18 protein-coding genes and 1 pseudogene are annotated in these 16,302 nt (G+C 69.9%); 9 read left to right on the top strand and 10 right to left on the bottom strand.

The features are described from left to right. Position 1: 1 nt before the first annotated feature. Together ACIQWX_RS37700 and ACIQWX_RS37695 are read right to left on the bottom strand one after the other, a co-directional pair. Positions 2–799 carry an HpcH/HpaI aldolase/citrate lyase family protein gene (locus ACIQWX_RS37700; protein ID WP_400881626.1) on the bottom strand — a complete coding sequence of 266 codons (798 nt, stop codon included), beginning with the start codon at positions 797–799 and terminating at the stop codon, positions 2–4. Next, entirely contained in the window at positions 796–1,950 is a 1,155-nt protein-coding gene (locus ACIQWX_RS37695) for an acyl-CoA dehydrogenase family protein (RefSeq protein ID WP_400881624.1), read from the bottom strand. Before ACIQWX_RS37695 ends, ACIQWX_RS37700 begins: the two co-directional genes overlap by 4 nt. A gap of 89 nt (positions 1,951–2,039) precedes the next feature. On the opposite strand from ACIQWX_RS37695, the gene ACIQWX_RS37690 reads away from it, so the two are divergent. Beyond that, complete coding sequence (locus tag ACIQWX_RS37690; protein WP_400881622.1) at positions 2,040–2,984, top strand: LysR family transcriptional regulator; 945 nt, start codon at positions 2,040–2,042, stop codon at positions 2,982–2,984. Between the two features lie 37 nt (positions 2,985–3,021). On the opposite strand, the gene ACIQWX_RS37685 is transcribed toward ACIQWX_RS37690, so the two are convergent. Continuing rightward, entirely contained in the window at positions 3,022–3,267 is a 246-nt protein-coding gene (locus tag ACIQWX_RS37685; RefSeq protein ID WP_400881620.1) for a hypothetical protein, read from the bottom strand. A gap of 70 nt (positions 3,268–3,337) precedes the next feature. Between ACIQWX_RS37685 and ACIQWX_RS37680 the strand changes: the two genes are divergently transcribed. Beyond that, positions 3,338–3,754 carry a hypothetical protein gene (locus ACIQWX_RS37680; RefSeq protein ID WP_400881618.1) on the top strand — a complete coding sequence of 139 codons (417 nt, stop codon included), beginning with the start codon at positions 3,338–3,340 and terminating at the stop codon, positions 3,752–3,754. Positions 3,755–4,076: 322 nt separating this feature from the next. Here ACIQWX_RS37680 and ACIQWX_RS37675 read toward each other — a convergent pair whose 3' ends face one another. Continuing rightward, positions 4,077–4,349 (bottom strand): DUF1883 domain-containing protein, encoded by a 273-nt coding sequence (locus tag ACIQWX_RS37675; RefSeq protein WP_400881616.1) that lies wholly within the window; start codon positions 4,347–4,349, stop codon positions 4,077–4,079. A gap of 741 nt (positions 4,350–5,090) precedes the next feature. Here ACIQWX_RS37675 and ACIQWX_RS37670 point away from each other — a divergent pair. Continuing rightward, positions 5,091–6,020: a hypothetical protein gene (locus ACIQWX_RS37670; protein ID WP_400881615.1), complete on the top strand. Its 930-nt coding sequence runs from the start codon at positions 5,091–5,093 to the stop codon at positions 6,018–6,020. A gap of 311 nt (positions 6,021–6,331) precedes the next feature. Here ACIQWX_RS37670 and ACIQWX_RS37665 read toward each other — a convergent pair whose 3' ends face one another. Then, positions 6,332–6,703 carry a hypothetical protein gene (locus ACIQWX_RS37665; RefSeq protein WP_400881613.1) on the bottom strand — a complete coding sequence of 124 codons (372 nt, stop codon included), beginning with the start codon at positions 6,701–6,703 and terminating at the stop codon, positions 6,332–6,334. A 339-nt stretch (positions 6,704–7,042) separates the two neighbouring features. Between ACIQWX_RS37665 and ACIQWX_RS37660 the strand changes: the two genes are divergently transcribed. Next, on the top strand, positions 7,043–7,747 hold the full coding sequence (locus tag ACIQWX_RS37660) for a GAF and ANTAR domain-containing protein (RefSeq protein ID WP_400881611.1): 705 nt from the start codon (positions 7,043–7,045) through the stop codon (positions 7,745–7,747). 194 nt (positions 7,748–7,941) lie between these two features. On the opposite strand, the gene ACIQWX_RS37655 is transcribed toward ACIQWX_RS37660, so the two are convergent. The 3 genes from ACIQWX_RS37655 to ACIQWX_RS37645 all read right to left on the bottom strand — a co-directional run bounded on the left by ACIQWX_RS37655 (position 7,942) and on the right by ACIQWX_RS37645 (position 8,984). Next, complete coding sequence (locus ACIQWX_RS37655) at positions 7,942–8,079, bottom strand: hypothetical protein (protein WP_400881610.1); 138 nt, start codon at positions 8,077–8,079, stop codon at positions 7,942–7,944. Continuing rightward, a complete protein-coding gene (locus ACIQWX_RS37650) occupies positions 8,076–8,255 on the bottom strand; it encodes a hypothetical protein (protein WP_400881608.1) in 180 nt (59 codons plus the stop codon). Before ACIQWX_RS37650 ends, ACIQWX_RS37655 begins: the two co-directional genes overlap by 4 nt. A 393-nt stretch (positions 8,256–8,648) precedes the next feature. Then, the gene (locus ACIQWX_RS37645; protein WP_400881606.1) at positions 8,649–8,984 is read right to left on the bottom strand and encodes a hypothetical protein; all 336 of its coding nucleotides are present in this window, start codon (positions 8,982–8,984) and stop codon (positions 8,649–8,651) included. Positions 8,985–9,213: 229 nt separating this feature from the next. On the opposite strand from ACIQWX_RS37645, the gene ACIQWX_RS37640 reads away from it, so the two are divergent. From ACIQWX_RS37640 to ACIQWX_RS37630, 3 genes and pseudogenes are all read left to right on the top strand, one after another. Continuing rightward, positions 9,214–11,901: a BTAD domain-containing putative transcriptional regulator gene (locus tag ACIQWX_RS37640; RefSeq protein ID WP_400881604.1), complete on the top strand. Its 2,688-nt coding sequence runs from the start codon at positions 9,214–9,216 to the stop codon at positions 11,899–11,901. 23 nt (positions 11,902–11,924) lie between these two features. Continuing rightward, a pseudogene (locus ACIQWX_RS37635) lies at positions 11,925–12,214 on the top strand (IS701 family transposase); the annotation flags it as partial. A 602-nt stretch (positions 12,215–12,816) separates the two neighbouring features. Then, a complete protein-coding gene (locus tag ACIQWX_RS37630; RefSeq protein ID WP_400881602.1) occupies positions 12,817–13,575 on the top strand; it encodes an ANTAR domain-containing protein in 759 nt (252 codons plus the stop codon). Positions 13,576–14,285: 710 nt separating this feature from the next. Here the strand turns inward: ACIQWX_RS37630 and ACIQWX_RS37625 are convergent. Both ACIQWX_RS37625 and ACIQWX_RS37620 read right to left on the bottom strand, forming a co-directional pair. After that, positions 14,286–14,681 (bottom strand): hypothetical protein, encoded by a 396-nt coding sequence (locus tag ACIQWX_RS37625; RefSeq protein ID WP_400881600.1) that lies wholly within the window; start codon positions 14,679–14,681, stop codon positions 14,286–14,288. Positions 14,682–14,713: 32 nt separating this feature from the next. Continuing rightward, complete coding sequence (locus ACIQWX_RS37620) at positions 14,714–15,424, bottom strand: hypothetical protein (protein ID WP_400881598.1); 711 nt, start codon at positions 15,422–15,424, stop codon at positions 14,714–14,716. A gap of 88 nt (positions 15,425–15,512) precedes the next feature. Between ACIQWX_RS37620 and ACIQWX_RS37615 the strand changes: the two genes are divergently transcribed. Both ACIQWX_RS37615 and ACIQWX_RS37610 read left to right on the top strand, forming a co-directional pair. Next, positions 15,513–15,968, top strand: coding sequence for a winged helix-turn-helix transcriptional regulator (locus tag ACIQWX_RS37615; RefSeq protein ID WP_400883101.1), 456 nt, complete (start codon positions 15,513–15,515; stop codon positions 15,966–15,968). Between the two features lie 200 nt (positions 15,969–16,168). Then, positions 16,169–16,300 (top strand): hypothetical protein, encoded by a 132-nt coding sequence (locus ACIQWX_RS37610; RefSeq protein WP_400881596.1) that lies wholly within the window; start codon positions 16,169–16,171, stop codon positions 16,298–16,300. The last annotated feature ends 2 nt before the right edge of the window (positions 16,301–16,302 follow it).

Here is a 16,302-nt window from a genome sequence, read left to right as displayed (position 1 = left end):
TTTAGGGCCGGAGGATGGCGCGGGCCCGGTCGAGCACCGGCTTGTCGATCATTCGTCCGTCGGGGCCGGTCACGGCGCCTGTCGATCCCTCGGCGGTCTGGAGCACTTCACGTGCCCAGGCGATTTCGCCCTCGCTGTGGGCCAAGCCCCGTGCCGCGGGCGCGACCTGGGCCGGGTGGATGCAGAGCTTGCCGCCGAAGCCGAGGCTCCGAACGTAGCGAGCCGCTGTGGTCACCGCGTCGGCGTCGTGGATGACGGTCGTGACACCGTCGATCGGCGCGGGCAAGCCGGCCACCCGGGAGGCGAGCACGATGGCGCTTCGTGCGAGCAGCATCGCCTCGCGGGTGTCGTCGGCTCGGAGGTCGGCGGCCAGGTCGAGCGAGCCGAACGCGAGCCGGGCCACTCCGGGTGCGGCGGCGACGTCGTGCACGCGGTGCAGTCCGGCCGCGGTCTCGACCAGTGCCACCACCGCGGTGCCCGGCCCCAGCCGCGCCGGCAACGCGGCCAAGGCCGCCGGGTCCTCGGCCTTGGGCACGAGCACGCCGAGCAACCCGGCCGCGTCGGCGACGGCGTCGAGGTCCGCGTCGAGCCACGGCGTGCCGGCGGCGTTGAGGCGAACCCAGGCCTGGCCGCCGCCGGTCAGCCAGCGGAGCGTTTCGGCGCGAGCGGTGTCCTTGTCCTCGGGGCGCACCGCGTCTTCGAGGTCGATGACGACGGCGTCCGCGCCCGCGGCCGCCGCCTTGGCGAAGCGCCGGGGGACGTTGCCGGGCACGAAGAGCAAGGTGGTCGCGGACGTCATCGGACGGGATTCCGTTTGATGAGCTGACGCGCGATGACGGTCCGCTGGATCTCGTTGGTGCCCTCGCCGACGATCATCAGCGGCGCGTCGCGGAAGTACCGTTCGACGTCGAACTCGGTCGAGTAGCCGTAGCCGCCGTGGATCCGCACCGCGTCGAGCGCGATCTTCATGGCCGTCTCGGAGGCGAACAGCTTCGCCATCCCCGCTTCCATGTCCGCGCGTTCACCGGAGTCGTAGCGCCGCGCGGCGTACTGGACGAGCTGCCGGGCCGCGGTCAGCCCGGTCGCCATGTCGGCCAGGTAGTTGCCGATCGATTGGTGCTGCCAGATCGGCTGCCCGAAGCTTTCCCGCTCCTGGCTGTAGCGAATCGAGCGAGCGAGCGCGGCGGCGCCGACGCCGAGGGCGCGTGAAGCCACCTGGATGCGGCCGATCTCGAGCCCCCGCATCATCTGCGTGAAGCCTTCGCCTTCGACGGGGCCCAGCAACGAGCTGCGGGGCACGCGGAAGTCGGTGAAGGACAGCTCGCAGCTTTCGATGCCTTTGTAGCCGAGTTTCGGCAGGTCGCGCGACACCTCGAAGCCGGGCCCCTTTTCGACCAGCAGGATGCTGATGCCGCGGTGCTTCGGCTCGGCGTCGCGGTCGGTGAGGCACAGCAGGGCGACCAGCTGGGCGCGGCGGGCATTGGTGATCCAGGTCTTGGATCCGTTGATGACGTAGTCGTCCCCGTCCTTGCGGGCCACGGTGCGCATGGCCTGCAGGTCGGAGCCGCCGCCGGGTTCGGTGAGCGCCATGGTCGCCCGGATCTCGCCGGTGGCCAGCTTCGGCAGGTAGTGATCCTTCTGGGCTTGGGTTCCGTAGTGCAGCAGGAGCTTGGCGACGACGCTGTGCCCGCCCATGGCGCCGGCGAGGCTCATCCACCCGCGGGCGAGTTCCTCGGTCACGGCCGCGTAGCACGGCGTGGACACCCCGGCGTCGTTCCACGGCTCCGGGATGGCGAGCCCGAAGATGCCCATCCGCTTCATCTGCTCGATCAGCGCTTCGGGGTAGGTGTCGGCGTGTTCCAGTTCTCGCGCCACGGGCTCGACCTCACGGTCGACCCATTCTCGGACGACATCGACGATCGCTGTCTCGTCTGCGCTGAGTTCGTACATGGCTGCCATCCTGAACCGTTATGGCAACTCGATGGAAATACAGATTCGTGATATCCCTAGACCGGTGCGGCATACCGGCAGGAGGACGAGTGGAACTCAAACAGCTTTTGGCGCTGGTGACCGTCGGCGACACCGGGAGCGTCACCAAGGCCGCGCGTCTGCTTCACGTCGTTCAACCCGCGGTCAGCCGCTACATCCGCTCCTTGGAGGACGAAGTCGGTGTCCCGCTCTTCGAGCGCAGCAACCAGGGAATGACGCTGACCCCGGCGGGCGAAGTCCTCGCCGAGCGTGCGAGACGCGCGCTGCTCGAACTGGACCGGGCGCGAGCTGAGATCCGCCCGGACCCCGAGCACGTGCGAGGCATCGTGACGATCGGCTTGCTCGAAAGCACCGTCGAACTCGTGGCCGCCCCTCTGGTGGAGGCGCTGGGGCGTCGTCACCCGGGTATCGAGGTGCGGATCCTGAGCGCGTTCTCCGGTCACCTCCAGCAATGGCTCGACGACGGCGCGGTGGACATGAGCCTGCTGTACAACCTGGACTCGACGCCGTCGATCGCCGTCACCCCGTTGCTGCGCGAAGCGTTGTGGGCCGTCGCCCCGCCCGACGCGGAATTCGGCCGCGAACCGCTCACCTGGGCGCGACTGTGCGAGAACCGCCTGGTCCTGCCCGTCGCCGGGCACGGCTTGCGCGTTCTGATCGACCAAGCGCTCGGCGTCGCGGCCGCCGAACCCACGATCGCTTGCCAGACCAACTCCATGCCGGTGCAGAAGAAACTGGTGGCCGTCGGTCAGGGCTGGAGCGTGCTCCCCGCAGCCGGGGTCGCCGAGGACGTCACGACCGGACGGCTCCAGGGCGGCCCGATCGCCGATCCGGCGGTCTCCCGCACCATCGTCTTGGCCCTGCCGCGAGCCGGCCGCATCCCGCCCGCTGCCGAGGTCGCGGCCACCGAGATCGTCCGGGTGACCCGCCGGCTGGTCGAGGACGGCACCTGGCCGACCGCCAGCGTCGTCGCCCAGCCAGAGTGCGGCGCCTAGCGCGCGGGGCACCTGCACACGCCCTCGCCCGTCGTCGTCACGCCTTGGTACGGATCGGGTGGCCAAGCCACGTGACCGCGTCGGCCAGCGCGGCCATCCGGTTCGTGGTGACGCCGGTCAGCTCGGCATAGGCACTGTGCACGTTCACCACGAAGCGTTCCGGGTCGAGAAGGTCACGTACTTGCCGAGATCGGTTGGCCAGGACAGCCGGGTTCGCCGTCGCGTTTCGCCCGGTCGCGCGGGGGTGACCGTCGACTGACCCGCCGGGCCACCAGCGCTGCACGTATCGGCGACCGTTCGGACCTCCCGCCACAACGGCAGACGGCCGATCCTGGTCATCCGGGAGTGGCGGCATGTTCGATCGCACGGAGAAGCCCGCCCGGCCGCATCCGCTGACTGCGGCCCGGCCCGCGCGCCCGCAGCACTGGCTGGCCGGGCTGCAACGCCAGGCAGGCAACGCCGCCGTGGCCGCGCTGGTCCAGCGCGACGCCGTTCCAGGTTTCGCCCAGCGCGGCGGCACCTGCGAAGCGGCGTCGCTGCTGACCGCGTTCCTGGTGTGGGACCGCGAGTTCGGCAGCCCCGGTGTCGCGAACGGCAACCTGATCTCGGCGTGCGACGCCGCCCAGATGTTCATGGTCGAGCACCGGACCGAGCTCCTGATCGGCATCGACCGGCGCTTCACGACGTCGGCGAGTACAACGCCACACTCGCGACCGTGGCCCGGGTCAGGACGGCCCTCCAGACCGGCTGGCCAGGAGTCCAGTCGTTGAACGAACCCACGACGCTGACCCGTCCTGGGGCTCGTCGGCGGGCAAGCTGAAGACGATGCGTTTGGCGCCGTTTCCGTCGCGGCCCTGACAGATCTTGATTACTCGGCGGTTGCCCTCTCGGTGCTGTCCGTGGAAGACCGGGCGCTCGACGCTGAGCGCCGTCCATGATGCCATTGGCCTGCCGCGACACGCGCAGCCGCGAACGTGATGATCACTCCATCGATTGGTCTGCTGATCGGTGCTCGGCGACCAGCCGGCGATCGCCACGAAGAGCGACACCAACCGGTTCTGCGGAGTCGGTGAGACTTCGCATTACGAGCGCTCACGCGACAACCGTGACTTCGGCTTGGACACGAGCCGCCGTCAACCCTTCGGTATCCACAGCGATATACCAATGCCCATCCACGGGAACGGTGATGTCGAACGGCCGAACTGTCGCGACACCACCGATCATGCGGTAGGCAACTCTCTTCGCGTACGCGTCAATATTGGCTTTCGTCATCAGACGAACATTGGCCATGACGTCCAATTCGACGCGTACGACGGTAGCTCTGCTCAGCCAGCCGAGGTCGACGACCGTTACATCGGATGCCACCGCATACCCCCGGGGGAGACCAAAGTCCTCCTCCGCTCGGCTTTTTCAACCGGAGGCTGGGCGAAATACTGACGCCTCACCGAGGTCGAGTTAGCTGATCCAACTGTTACACCACAGGCCGCGTCGGAAATTTACGGTCGCGGATGCCGTCGTCTCCGCCGGACGGTATCGCGCAGCCACCGTGCTGGGCGAGAGCACGTCCGGTGAGGTTGTGGTGTCGATGACCATTCCTTCCCCGAGCACGGCGCGACAGGAGCTGCCGAGCTGCGAGGCGGCCGTGCTGCTCAAGTAACTCCTGGCGCCGTTTACCGGTCGATCTCAAACGGAATAGCCGATCCATTGAAGAAAAACACAGCATCATCGGGGTTCGCTCGATGTGGTGACGACGGCGTCCGGTGGCCACTGCGCTTCACCGTGCAAGTGAGGCGTGCAAGGTCGGGGTTCCCGCCACCCGGGGATGGAGCGATATGTCGCTGCGCTCCCGGGTTTACCGGTGGGGACGCGGGGTACCTCACGACCGTTGGCGGGTGTCGTATCGAGGGGGCATAGTGCAGGTTCGCCGCAGGACGGCCGCGCGCGTCGGAGATGTTGATCGTGCGGTCGCGGTCTTGGCGACGCGCGGGGTGCACCCACTTCGTGCGCGGGCCGCGCTGAATGAGATGGCGCGGCGCCGGCATATCTCCCTCGGTCAGTGCGCCGTGTTGGTGGTGCGCCGCTTCGACCGAGTTGGCCGCTGACAACGTGCTGACGAAAGTCGTGTCGCGGCGTCTGCTGCTGACGTTGGCGCTGGCCGGCGCGGCGTCGGCGTGCGGCATGCCGCAGCACAGCCGCGGCGATCAGCCTCCTCCGCCCGAACCGATGGCGCCTTCCCCGCCCATCACGACGTCGGCCTCAGCGTCGGCTCCCGCTCCGACGGCACTTCTCGTCGGTTTCTGCGGCGCGCCGGGCTCGACGGCGCTCGGGGCCATGACCGGAGACCTGGACGCGGCTGGTCGCAAGCTCCAGGAGACGATCGGCACCTACCCGCCCGGGCACACGATCGTCCCGGTCGTCGAATTGATCGCCACGACCGCGCACCGCTCGCCCGGCGCCGACGGCATGTACCGCAGCCGATGCAGCGACGACACAGTGCGCAACTACCTCGACGCCGCGCGGCGGATCGACGGTGTGCTGCTGCTGAACATCCAGCCTGGGCGCGCCGACTTCCTACCGGAAGTCCAAGCGTACGAACGCTGGCTCACCGAACCCGATGTCGGGGTCGCCCTCGATCCCGAATGGGCCGTCGATCCGGGAATCGTTCCCGGGGAAGAGTTCGGCAGCACCACCGGAGCTGAACTCGACGGCGTCGCCGCCTACCTCAGCGCCCTGGTCGACGCACACCGGTTGCCGGACAAAGTCATGGCATACCACCAAGTGTCAGCATCGGTGGTGCACGACGAGCGGTCGCTGTCACCCCACAGCGGTGTATCGGCGATCAAGGTCGTCGACGGCATCGGCCCTGCCTCTGCCAAGCACGCCACCTGGCGGAAACTGACCAGCGGCATGCCCGACCAGGTGCGCACCGGATTCAAGCTCTTCTTCGACGAAGACACCCGCAACGGTTCGGTCTTGATGAATCCGGCGGACGTGCTGGCCCTCGATCCTGCGCCGAGTTACATCGTCTACGAATAGACCAGGCACTGACCGAGGCCTGATTCCGGAAGACGCCGCCGCGGTCGAGACGCATGGATGCGGTCCGGCTGTATTGGTCAGCCGTCACGGGCGCACGCTCCGGGGGGGGTGGGACCGGCGCACGTCTCCAGGTCCGTGGCCGACCCCACCCGTGCCGGCGTCACCCGTCGTCGTGGCGTGCCCGGAACGGGGAACCGGAGTGTGCAGCTCGCTCCCTGTTCCGGGCACGCAGTACGACGCTCGTTCGCGACACCGGGTCCGCGCCGCCAGCCGGCTTCCGCACACACAACGGGCGGCCGCGGCGCGGAAACTCAGTTGCCCTGGCTCGTTCCGCCGTCGGCAACGGCACCCGATGCGCAGTTGTACGGGTTCGCACCGTCGGCCTCGTTGGCACCCGGCGAGAGGATCGGCACGCCGATGCCGTTGAGCGAGTGCTGGATCGGGACCTGCACACCGAGCACGTTGACGTTGTTACCGCAGATGCCCGGGGTGACGTTGACGTTGTGCAGCAGGTCGGTGTTGTTGAGGTTCAGCAGGCCGACCTGGCCGTTGTAGTCGTAGCTGCCGTGGTGGTGACCGTGGTGGTGCCCGTGACCGTCGGGCGTGTCGGCGGCGGCGACGCCCCCGGCCAAGAACGCGCCCGCGGCCATCGTGGCCACGACAAAACCAACCTTCTTCAGCATGGGTTCTCCTCGAAAAATATGCAGTCCTGACAATCAGAGCGGCGGCGAGGTGTGTTCTCCGCTCCACGTGAGCAGAAGGTACCGACGTACCGACCGCCATCCACGATGCGAGCCACCATCGTGTAGCCAGGCCACGCCCTTGACCGCAGCGTATGTGCCCCATTCGAGTTCCACGTCCGTTCTTCGGGCCCGAGACGTCGATGTCGCATTCCCTCACGACCGTCCAGGCCGCGCCGCTGCACCCGCGGTGTGGCGACGGAGAGTCAGACGGTCCGGCGGTCGGTTGATCGTCGGCTCGGTGTGGGTACCTCTCTACGTCACCGGACGCTGGAGGGAAGGATGCCCCATCGTGTTCCGTCGTCCCCGGAGGGCAACGGTCTGGCTGAGGCGCTCGGGGAGATCGCCCGGACGCTGCAGGCCGAACCGGACGTCGACACGACGCTCGCGGCGATCGTCAAGGCGGCGGTCGACCACATCGACGGCGCCGCCCACGCCGGCATCTCACTGGCCGAACGAGGCGGGCAGATCCGCACCGTCGCACCGACCGACGACCTCGTCACCCGCATCGACCAGCTGCAGTACCGGACCCGCGAAGGCCCGAGCGTGAACGCGATCGCCGAGCACGAGATCTTCCGCGCCGACGACCTGGCCACCGAAGCACGGTGGCCGACCTTCGCGCCCGCGGCCGCCGAGGCCGGGATCCGGTCGATGCTGTCCTACCGGCTGTTCACCACCGACACCACCCTGGGCGCGCTGAACCTGTACTCCACCGAGCAGTTCGCGTTCAGCGAGCAAACCGCGCACGACGGGCGGATGTTCGCCACCCACGCCGCGATCGCCCTCGCCGCCGCCTCTACCGAAGCGAACCTGCGGATGGCCGTGGAACACCGCGACACGATCGGCATGGCCAAAGGCCTGCTGATGCAGGCCCACGACGTCGACCCGGTACACGCCTTCCGGATGCTGGTCGAAGCCTCCCAGCACAGCAACATGAAACTGCACCAGGTGGCAGCCTGGCTGGTCGAGCATCGCCGCGACCTCTGACACCCCTCCCCGGGGTCGAGGCCGCAGCTGCTGACTCCTTGCACGCACGGCAACCACGGCCGGGTGAACCGGCACCCACAGTGATTAGTTGAGCGCGTTGCGGGAAGTCCGTCGCCGGCGACCGGGTGGTTGAACAGGCAGCTTCCCGGCCGCTCCAAACGACGACGTCCGCCGACACTACGTGGACGGCCTGGTCAATGCAGGGAACCCGGCAGCGACAGCCACTTCTCGGCCTCGGCCCGGTCAGGATACAGCGGCAGGACCTGGTCCAGCGCCAGCAGCCGAAAGCCCACCTGCGGAGCAGAAGCGACATCGGCGAAGTCGATGATCAACGATGCGGGGCCTGACGCAGGGCCGCGTGCAGCTCATCGTGGAGCAGAGTGGTCATACAGAGCTCGACAGCGGCGGACACCGTGACGGTGGGGTGCGCGGATGTGGTGGCCACGCGGATGACGGCGCGGCCGGCAATGGTGGGCGCGTCGCCACAGCAACAGGCGGAGTCGAACATCGGGTCCTCCTCGTCGCACGGGTGGAACGCGGAGGGGTCGCATCGGCCGTCCCGCCCAGGCCGGCCTGCCGAGGCAGGGATGGCGGCAGGGGTCGGCGGCTGTGGGGCTGAACCGCGCATGGCACGGATTCGGAGGCCGTGGCCCCGGCGCCGCCCAATCGGGGACAGCGAGGCGCCACCCGCCGGAAACCGGCCATCACGCGTCCGGCAGGCCGAGATCGTCAACGCGGCTGATCGATGTCACCTCACCGGCAGCCACCCCCCTCGCCGACGCGCTCCGGTCCGGCCGGAAACGTCCCCGATCGACCTGGCCACGCGGGGCGGCGCGCTCACCTCCGGCAACCGGCCGCTCCCCCGTTCCCAGGCGGAAGCGGCCGGTCGCCGGGCCGGAGCTCAGCAGACGATCAGGATCTTGACCCAGGCGAAGCCGGTCCCCTGCTTGGTGTCGATGCTGCTCGACAGGCGGTAGTGCGGCACGGTGCTGCCCTGGTTGAACAAGTGGCCGCTCTGTCCTCGCGCGTCCCACTCGTACGAGCCGTGGTACGGGATCGAGTGCTCACCACAGCCTTCGATGAACGCCTTCCGCCCCGTCATCCCGCCCTTCTCGTAGGCCGTGAAGATGGACGTCGCCGCGAGACTCGTGGCGGGCGCCGCGACGGCCGGGGTCACCGTGGTCACCATGGCCGCGACGGCCAGCGTGCCACTCGCCCAGATACCGGACTTCCTCATGCGTGGAACCTCCCCTTCGTGGAACCCCCGGCGCCCGAGGCCGCTCCGCCGATCGCGTGAATCGAACGGAGGTTCGCCCAAGGCGCCGTCCAGGTCTGCTATCCCGGACTCGGGGGGATTGCAGGTGCTGGCTGAACCGAGTACGTCGAAGACTCTGGCCGACGTCGTCACCAGGAACACACCACTGGCGTGGAATCGCCTGGTCAGCCGCCGTGGGCGGGGCTGACGCGTGCTGCGGTTCCGGGTGCTGGGCGAAGTGACCGCCGCGGACGGCGGCGCCCGGGTGGCCCTCGGCCACGCGCGGCAGCGGTGCGTGCTGGCGGTGCTGCTGGTGGAGGCCAACCTCGTCGTGTCGACCGACCAGCTGGTGGACCGGGTGTGGGGCGACCGGCCGCCGCTGCGCGCCCGGCAGGTGGTCAGCAACTACGTGTCCCGGCTGCGGCAGCAGCTGCCCCCCGGTGGCGGCGTGGAACTGCAGCGCCGGGGCGGCGGGTACGCGTTGCTGGTCGAACCCGGCCGTATCGACCTGCACGAGTTCCGCCACCTCGTCCGGCGCGCCCGCAGCGAACCCGACGAACAGACCGCTTGGGCCCTCCTGGAACAGGCCTCGGCGTTGTGGTCCGGCGAGGCCTTCGCCGACCTGGACGTCCCGTGGCTCGCCGCCGTGCGCGAAGGCCTGGCGATGGAGCGGTTCACCGCCGACGCCGACCGCATCGACCTGGCGTTGCGACTGGGCCGGGACGCCGGCCTGCTGTCTGAGCTGACCGCCCGGGCCGCCGCACATCCGCTGGACGAACGCGTGGCTGGGCAGCTCATGCTGGCCCGGTACCTGGCCGGTCACCCGGCCGAGGCCCTCGCGGAGTTCCAGCGGGTGCGCACCCGGCTCGCCGACGAGCTCGGCGCCGACCCTGGCCCGGCGTTGCGGGAGCTGCACCAGCGCGTGCTGACCGCGGATCCGGACCTCACGGCGTCCCCTCCGGCGCCGCCGGTGCCTGTGCCGCGGCAACTGCCGCCGCGGCCCACCCCCTTCACCAGCCGTGAAGCCTGCCTGGCCCGGCTGACGGATTTCCTGGCCGGATCGCCGGTGCCCGACGGCGCGAGCCCGATCGCCGTCGTCAGCGGGGCCGGCGGGACCGGCAAGACGTGGCTGGCGCTGGAGTGGGCGCACCGCAACGCCGGCCGGTTCCCCGACGGCCAGCTGTTCGTCGACCTGCGCGGCTTCGGCGCCGACCGCGGCGGCCCGATGGATTCCGGCGTGGCGGTGCGGGGCTTCCTTGCCGCGCTGGGGGCCGATCCGGACCGGCTGCCCGCCGAACCGCACGCCCAGGCGGCGCTGTTCCGGAGCGTCACCGCCGGCAAACGCCTGCTCGTGGTGCTGGACAACGCGGCGGACGCCGGCCAGGTCCGAGCCCTGCTGCCCGGCGGCGGGCACTGTGCCGTGCTCGTCACCAGCCGCCGGTGGCTGACCGGGCTGACCACCGCGCACGGAGCCGGCCGCCTGCACCTGGACGTCCTGGCCGACGACGAGTCCCGCGCCCTGCTGGCCCGGCGGCTGGGCGACCGGGCGCGCACCGAGGCGGCGGCGGTGGCCGAGCTGACTGCCTCGTGCGGCGGTTTCCCGCTCGCGCTGGGGATCATCGCCACCCGCGCCCAGCTGCACCCGGACGTGCCGCTCACCGAGCTCGCCGCCGAACTGCGCCGTCAGGGCGCGGCCGCCCTCGCCGACGACGACCCGGTCGCCAGCCTGCCCGCGGTCCTGTCGTGGTCCTACCGCGCGCTGTCCGACCGCGACCGGACGGTGATCCGGCTGCTCAGCACGGCGCCCGGGCCGGACATCGGCCTGCCGGCCGCCGCCGCCCTCACCGGTCTCCAGCCGGCCGAGGCCGGCACCGCCCTGCGCGCGCTGGAGGAGGCGTCCCTGCTCGGCCAGCACCCGCGCGGCCGGTACCGGATGCACGAGCTGATCCGGTCCAGTGCCCGGTCGGCGGGCGCCGACCCCGGCTCGGCCGCCCTGCGCCGGCTGACCGACTTCCACCTGCACACCGCCTACACCGCCGAGCGCCTGCTGAACCCGCACGCCCTGCCGATCCGGCTCGCCCCGGCCGTCGTCCGGCCGCACCCGGTGGGCGACGTCGCGGCGGCACTGTCCTGGTTGGACACCGAGCACGCCAACCTGCTGGCCGTCCAGCAGGCCGCGGCGGATACCGGGATGCACGCGGTCGTCTGGCAGCTGGCCTGGGCCCTGCTGACGTTCCAGACCCGCCGAGGCCACCACCGCGAGCAGGCGGTGGTGTGGCGGACGGCGCTCGACGCCGCCCGCCACCTGCCCGACCCGGCGGCCCGCACGGTGGCCCACCGCCGGCTCGGCGCCGCCTGCGTCGAGCTGGAACGGCACGACGAGGCGGTCGAGCACCTGCACCTGGCGATGGACCTGGCCCAGCGGCACGGGAACACCGGCGACGAGGCCCACACGCACTACCAGCTGGCGTGGGCCTGGGGCCGCCGCGGCGACGACCGGCAGGCCCTGGACCACGCGATCCGCGCGGTCCAGCTGTGCCGCCGGGCGGACCTGCCGGTGTGGGAGGCGGACGCCCTCACCGCGGCCGGCCGCCACGCCACCCGCCTCGGCGACCACGAAACCGCCCGCCGCCGCTGCCACGCGGCCCTGTACCTGCACCGCAGGCACCACAACGCCCAGGGCCAGGCGAACGCGCTGCGTGCGCTGGGCGAGATCAGCCTGCTGGCGGGCAACGAGATCACGGCGGCCCACTGGTTCCGCGCCGCCGCGACGCTGTACCGCAATCAGGAGGTGACGGCCGCCGAAGCCGACGCGGCCGACCGGCTGGGCCACGCCCGTACCGCCGGTGGGCCCCACGTCCGGTGGCAGGACGCCGTCTTGTACTGCAACGGCAGTTAGCAGGGTTGTGGTAGATCATCGTTGTGGTGGTCGATGTGGTGATGGAGCTGGACCGGGTGCATGAGCGGATTGCGGGCCGGTTCACGCGGTCTGAGCCTCGAGGTCGGGCGCGGGAATTTGTGTCCGGGCTGGTCGCCGGATTGGGGCGGAAGAACGGATGGACGCTGGCCGAACAGGCCGGCGAGGTCTCGCCGGACGAGGTGCAGCGGCTGCTGCGCTGGGCGGACTGGGACATCGACGGGTCCGCGATGACGTGCGCGACTACGTCATTGAGCACCTCGGCGGACCCGGTGGCGTGCTGATCGCCGACGACAACACCAGGCCCGCCTCAACCACTACAAACGCCGCGGCTACCCACTCACCTGACTGCCGTCGCAGTACTTGGTCATCTGACTGGTCGGCTGGCAGCGAGAAAAAGGGCTCGGCCACGAGGGGGAGGGAGGCCGAGCCCACGCCAACCTTAGTCCCGGATCGATGCCGCAACGACGCAGTCGAGCAATTTTCGCTCAGACGGCGGCAGGTGCGTGCCGCTCCACCCCTGTAAGCGGCCCTTTGTCGTTCGCTGTAAGGGACGAGGGCGGCCTGCGTCCCGTCGGTTGTGCATCGTTGGGCAACAACTGCAGCTTCTGCGACGCCCTCCGGCAGCCTCGCGACGATCTCGCTCCTCCCGGTACAAGTCGGCCCGTCGGCCCTCTTCTGGAGCCGACGAGACCTCAGTCCGAGCCGTCCCGCAGGCAAATCCAGAGCGTGCCCTGCCGTTACCCCCGCCACCGGACCGGGCAAACGCAGCTTCCCGGTCACGGCGCGAACAGTTGTAGGGTTCCCATGACCCCGTTGAGATGCCAGCGGTTGTCTTCCCAGACACCGCCGGCGAGCCGTCCTGCGCGCTCACCGTGAAGGACGGAGGCGGTTGCCATGGCAGCCGACAACGACGACATCGCCCACCGGCTCGACGAGCTCGGCACCACCATCGCCGAGCTGTCCGGAGTACTCGAGCACGCACCGGACACCGACAACGCGTTGACCACCGTCTGCGCCGAAGCGGTGCGGCTGGTGCCCGACGCGGACATGGCCAGCATCACCACCTTCGCCGAGGGCGAGGCGACCACCGCGGCGAGCACCGACGATCGAGCCGTGCTCCTGGACCGCGCCCAGTACCGCGCCGGCGAAGGTCCCTGCCTCGACGCCGCGCACACCGGTGAAGTGGTGCGGGTCACGGTCGGCGAAGCCGGCGGGCGGTGGCCCGATTTCGTGCGAGAGGCCAAGGAGCTGGGTATCGGCAGCTTCCTCGCCACGCCGTTGCGGGTCGAAGACGGTATGCGCGGGGCGTTGAACCTGTTCGGGTTCGGCGCGCACGGCTACCAGCACTTCGATGCCACCACCTTGCGGCTGTACGTGGTGAGCGTCGAGTCCGCCCTGCGCACCGGTCGCCGGTACCGGCAGGCCAGATCCTTGGCCGACCACCTGACCACGGCGATGCGCCACCGCGGCGTGATCGAGCAAGCCAAAGGCATGCTCATGCTCATCCACCGGATCGACGACGCCGCCGCGATGCAACGACTGATCGCCCAGTCGCAGAACACCAACGTCAAACTCCGCGACGTCGCTGCGAACTTCGTGCACCGCGTCGTCACCGAAGGAGCTCCCGACAGCGCAGGGAAAGCCGAAGGCTGACCCGGCCAGGACACTGAGGCCCTCACGACCGGCGTGGGCATCCATACCTAGCTGTCGATACAACCGAGTCGGCGAGCGTCAGGTTCGCTGACGCGTTGGACGCTGGGCGACGAGGGCGCCCCGGCGTGGCGATGTCGAGAGCGTTCAGTGCGCAGGCATCGACGGCTTGGGTGCGGAATCGTCGTCCCGGCGAGCGCTGCCCGGCCGAGTGGCCGTGCGGATCCGTGTTTCATCGTGCCATGAACCGATGCCACGCTCAGTAACAGATCAACCTCCACATGGCCAGTCCAGCGCTGGTGGCCCGTCGGCCCGCAGCTGTGCGCTCGGCCGGGGTGGCGATGGGCTTGAGCCACGGAGGGGTTGGCAGCAGCGCACCCTGACCTCACCGGCACGGCACGGATCGCAGCCCCGACCAGCCGGGTCAACTACGCTCGGCCGTCGGCGTAGCTGTCAGCATTGACTCGGCGATGCGGCGGCCCGAAGCCGACGGTGACGTCGTCGGTGCTGGTCGTGCAGCGGCAATAGCAACCCAAGGCAGCCGTGGTCACTGCCGGCGAACGTGACCAGGGCCCGATGCGCTCTACTCCGTGACCTGCCGGTACGAATCTCTCGTCGCAGCGGTGCAGCTGGCGTTTGCTGCGCCCTTTGCCGCACGTGCAGCTGCTGCGGGAACGCCGCGACCGTGGCGACAGGGCAGAACGGCCAGTGGTTCAGTCGGCGAACGATCCGGGCGCAACGACGCCGGCCGTTCGCCTGCCGACGGCGCGGGAAAACTCCAGGGCCGCGTCGAGCGGGCGGTGGTGGATGGCGACCTGCTCCACCAGGCCGTCCGGGGTGCGTGTCAGGACGGTGATTCCGGACATCTCCGCGCCGTTCGGGGCCGCCGCCTCCCACTCCAGGTAGGTGCGGGCCCCGCTGGTTGCCTGGTGGGTGAAGCTCAACCGGGTGTAGTAGGCGGCGGCCGCCGCCATCACCGCCTCGACCCCGACCCGGCCGCGGATCGGCTTGCGCAGCACAGTGGCTTCCAGGACCACGTCGTCGGCGAGCGCCGGCCCGGTCGACTCGGACGGCTGCGCCCACGACACCTGCGTTGAACTCTTCGTCATGATTCCCTTCTGTCCTCGGGCTGGGCGACCGCTCAGGAGACCGCGACGGACCGGATGTCCAGAGAAACCACGACCGGCCCCTCCAGAGTCGAACCGTCGGGCAGCCGCGGGACGACCCAGCGCCGCGTCGGGAAGACGAACCCGTCGAAGGTCCGGTGATTTGCGACGTAGTGCGCGGTGGCGAAGCCGCCGACCACGTCCCCTGCGTAGTCGTGGCGGCGTAGCAGGAAGTCCTCACCGAAGTAGAACGTCTGCTCGGTGTTGTGCGTAGCGATGCGGGCGGGGAACCGCACGGCGAGCCGGCGCCACGTTTCCCCGTCTTGCTGCCAGGGGTCGATCTCGGTGGTCTCGACGCCCTCTTGGGCGAGCAGGAACGGGGTGTTGACGTAGTTCCAGAACGCGTACCCGGAAAAGTACGCCTTGTGCAGCTCGTCCCACGGGGTTTGGTGGGTGAAGCCGGCGAAGGCGCCGCGCGGATCGTCGCGTTCGGCCAGGGTGCGGCCGTCGACGTCGAGGACTTCCACGCGCTGCGGGCTGTACCGGGCGCTGTGCCCCGGTTTTCCGAACCGTTCCCAGGTCACCCGTTGGGCGCGGGTGTCCACGATCGCGGCGGTGTCGGCCAGCACGCCGTCGCTGGGCCAGGAGCTGCCGCCGACCGACAGCTCGGCGCGCAGGCGGTGCACCTCCTGCCAGCGGTCGGCACCGCCGTGCGCGTGTAGGACGTGGTCGAGCAGGTCGGGCATCGGAGCCTCCATGGCTGACTTGGCTATTCCAAGTTAGCAGGGTGCGTTGGTTTTTCCAAGTCAGGGGTAGGGTGGAGTGGTGGACGCCATGGCACTCCCCCGCAACAAGACATGCTCGATCGCGCGCAGCCTCGAGGTGCTGGGGCAGAAGTGGAACCTGCTGATCCTGCGCGAGGTCTTCCTGGGCCGCACTCGCTTCGCGGAGTTCCGGGAGATCGGAGTCCCCACCGACGTGCTGACCAAGCGGCTCAAAACACTCGTCGACGACGGCTTGCTGCAGCGCCGCCCCTACCAGCAGGCGGGCGAGCGCGCCCGTGACGAGTACATCCTCACCTCGGCCGGTCGAGACCTGCTGCCGATCCTCGCTGCCTTGATGACCTGGGGCGACGTGCACCGGCCGACCGGCTCGGGCCCGGCAACCCTGTGCGTTGACCAGGAAACGGACCGGCCGGTTCACCTGGCCTTCACCGACGGGGAAACCCTCATCTCGGATCCGGCGCAGGTCCACATGCGACACAACCGCAGAGTCGACGAATCCTGTTGACACGACCAGACGAGGTGGGACTGTTTCGCGCCGTCCCGACACGAGACGCCGCCCACGAGGAGTGAAGCCACAGAAAGCTGCCCGCGGCACAGCCCACGACTTCGTCCTGGGCGAACTTGGCGATCGTCTTGCAGCACGCGCATAGCCGCCGTCGACGAGCGGCCCAGCGCCCGACCGGCTTCTGGGCAGAGGAATTCGTGGTGCCCCACCGCATTCTTTCCGCGGCCGGTGTCGAGCTGACCATCGCCACCCCGGGCGGCCGGCCCGCGCCGGCCGACGAACTGAGCCTGAGCCCGAAGGTCAACGGGGACGACCCGGCCCGCGCTGAGTAAAT

Source organism: Amycolatopsis sp. NPDC098790 (genome assembly GCF_044759945.1).
Taxonomy (GTDB): domain Bacteria; phylum Actinomycetota; class Actinomycetes; order Mycobacteriales; family Pseudonocardiaceae; genus Amycolatopsis.
The sequence above is the reverse complement of the archived record's forward strand: the minus strand, read 5'-3'. Positions and strand labels throughout refer to the sequence as shown.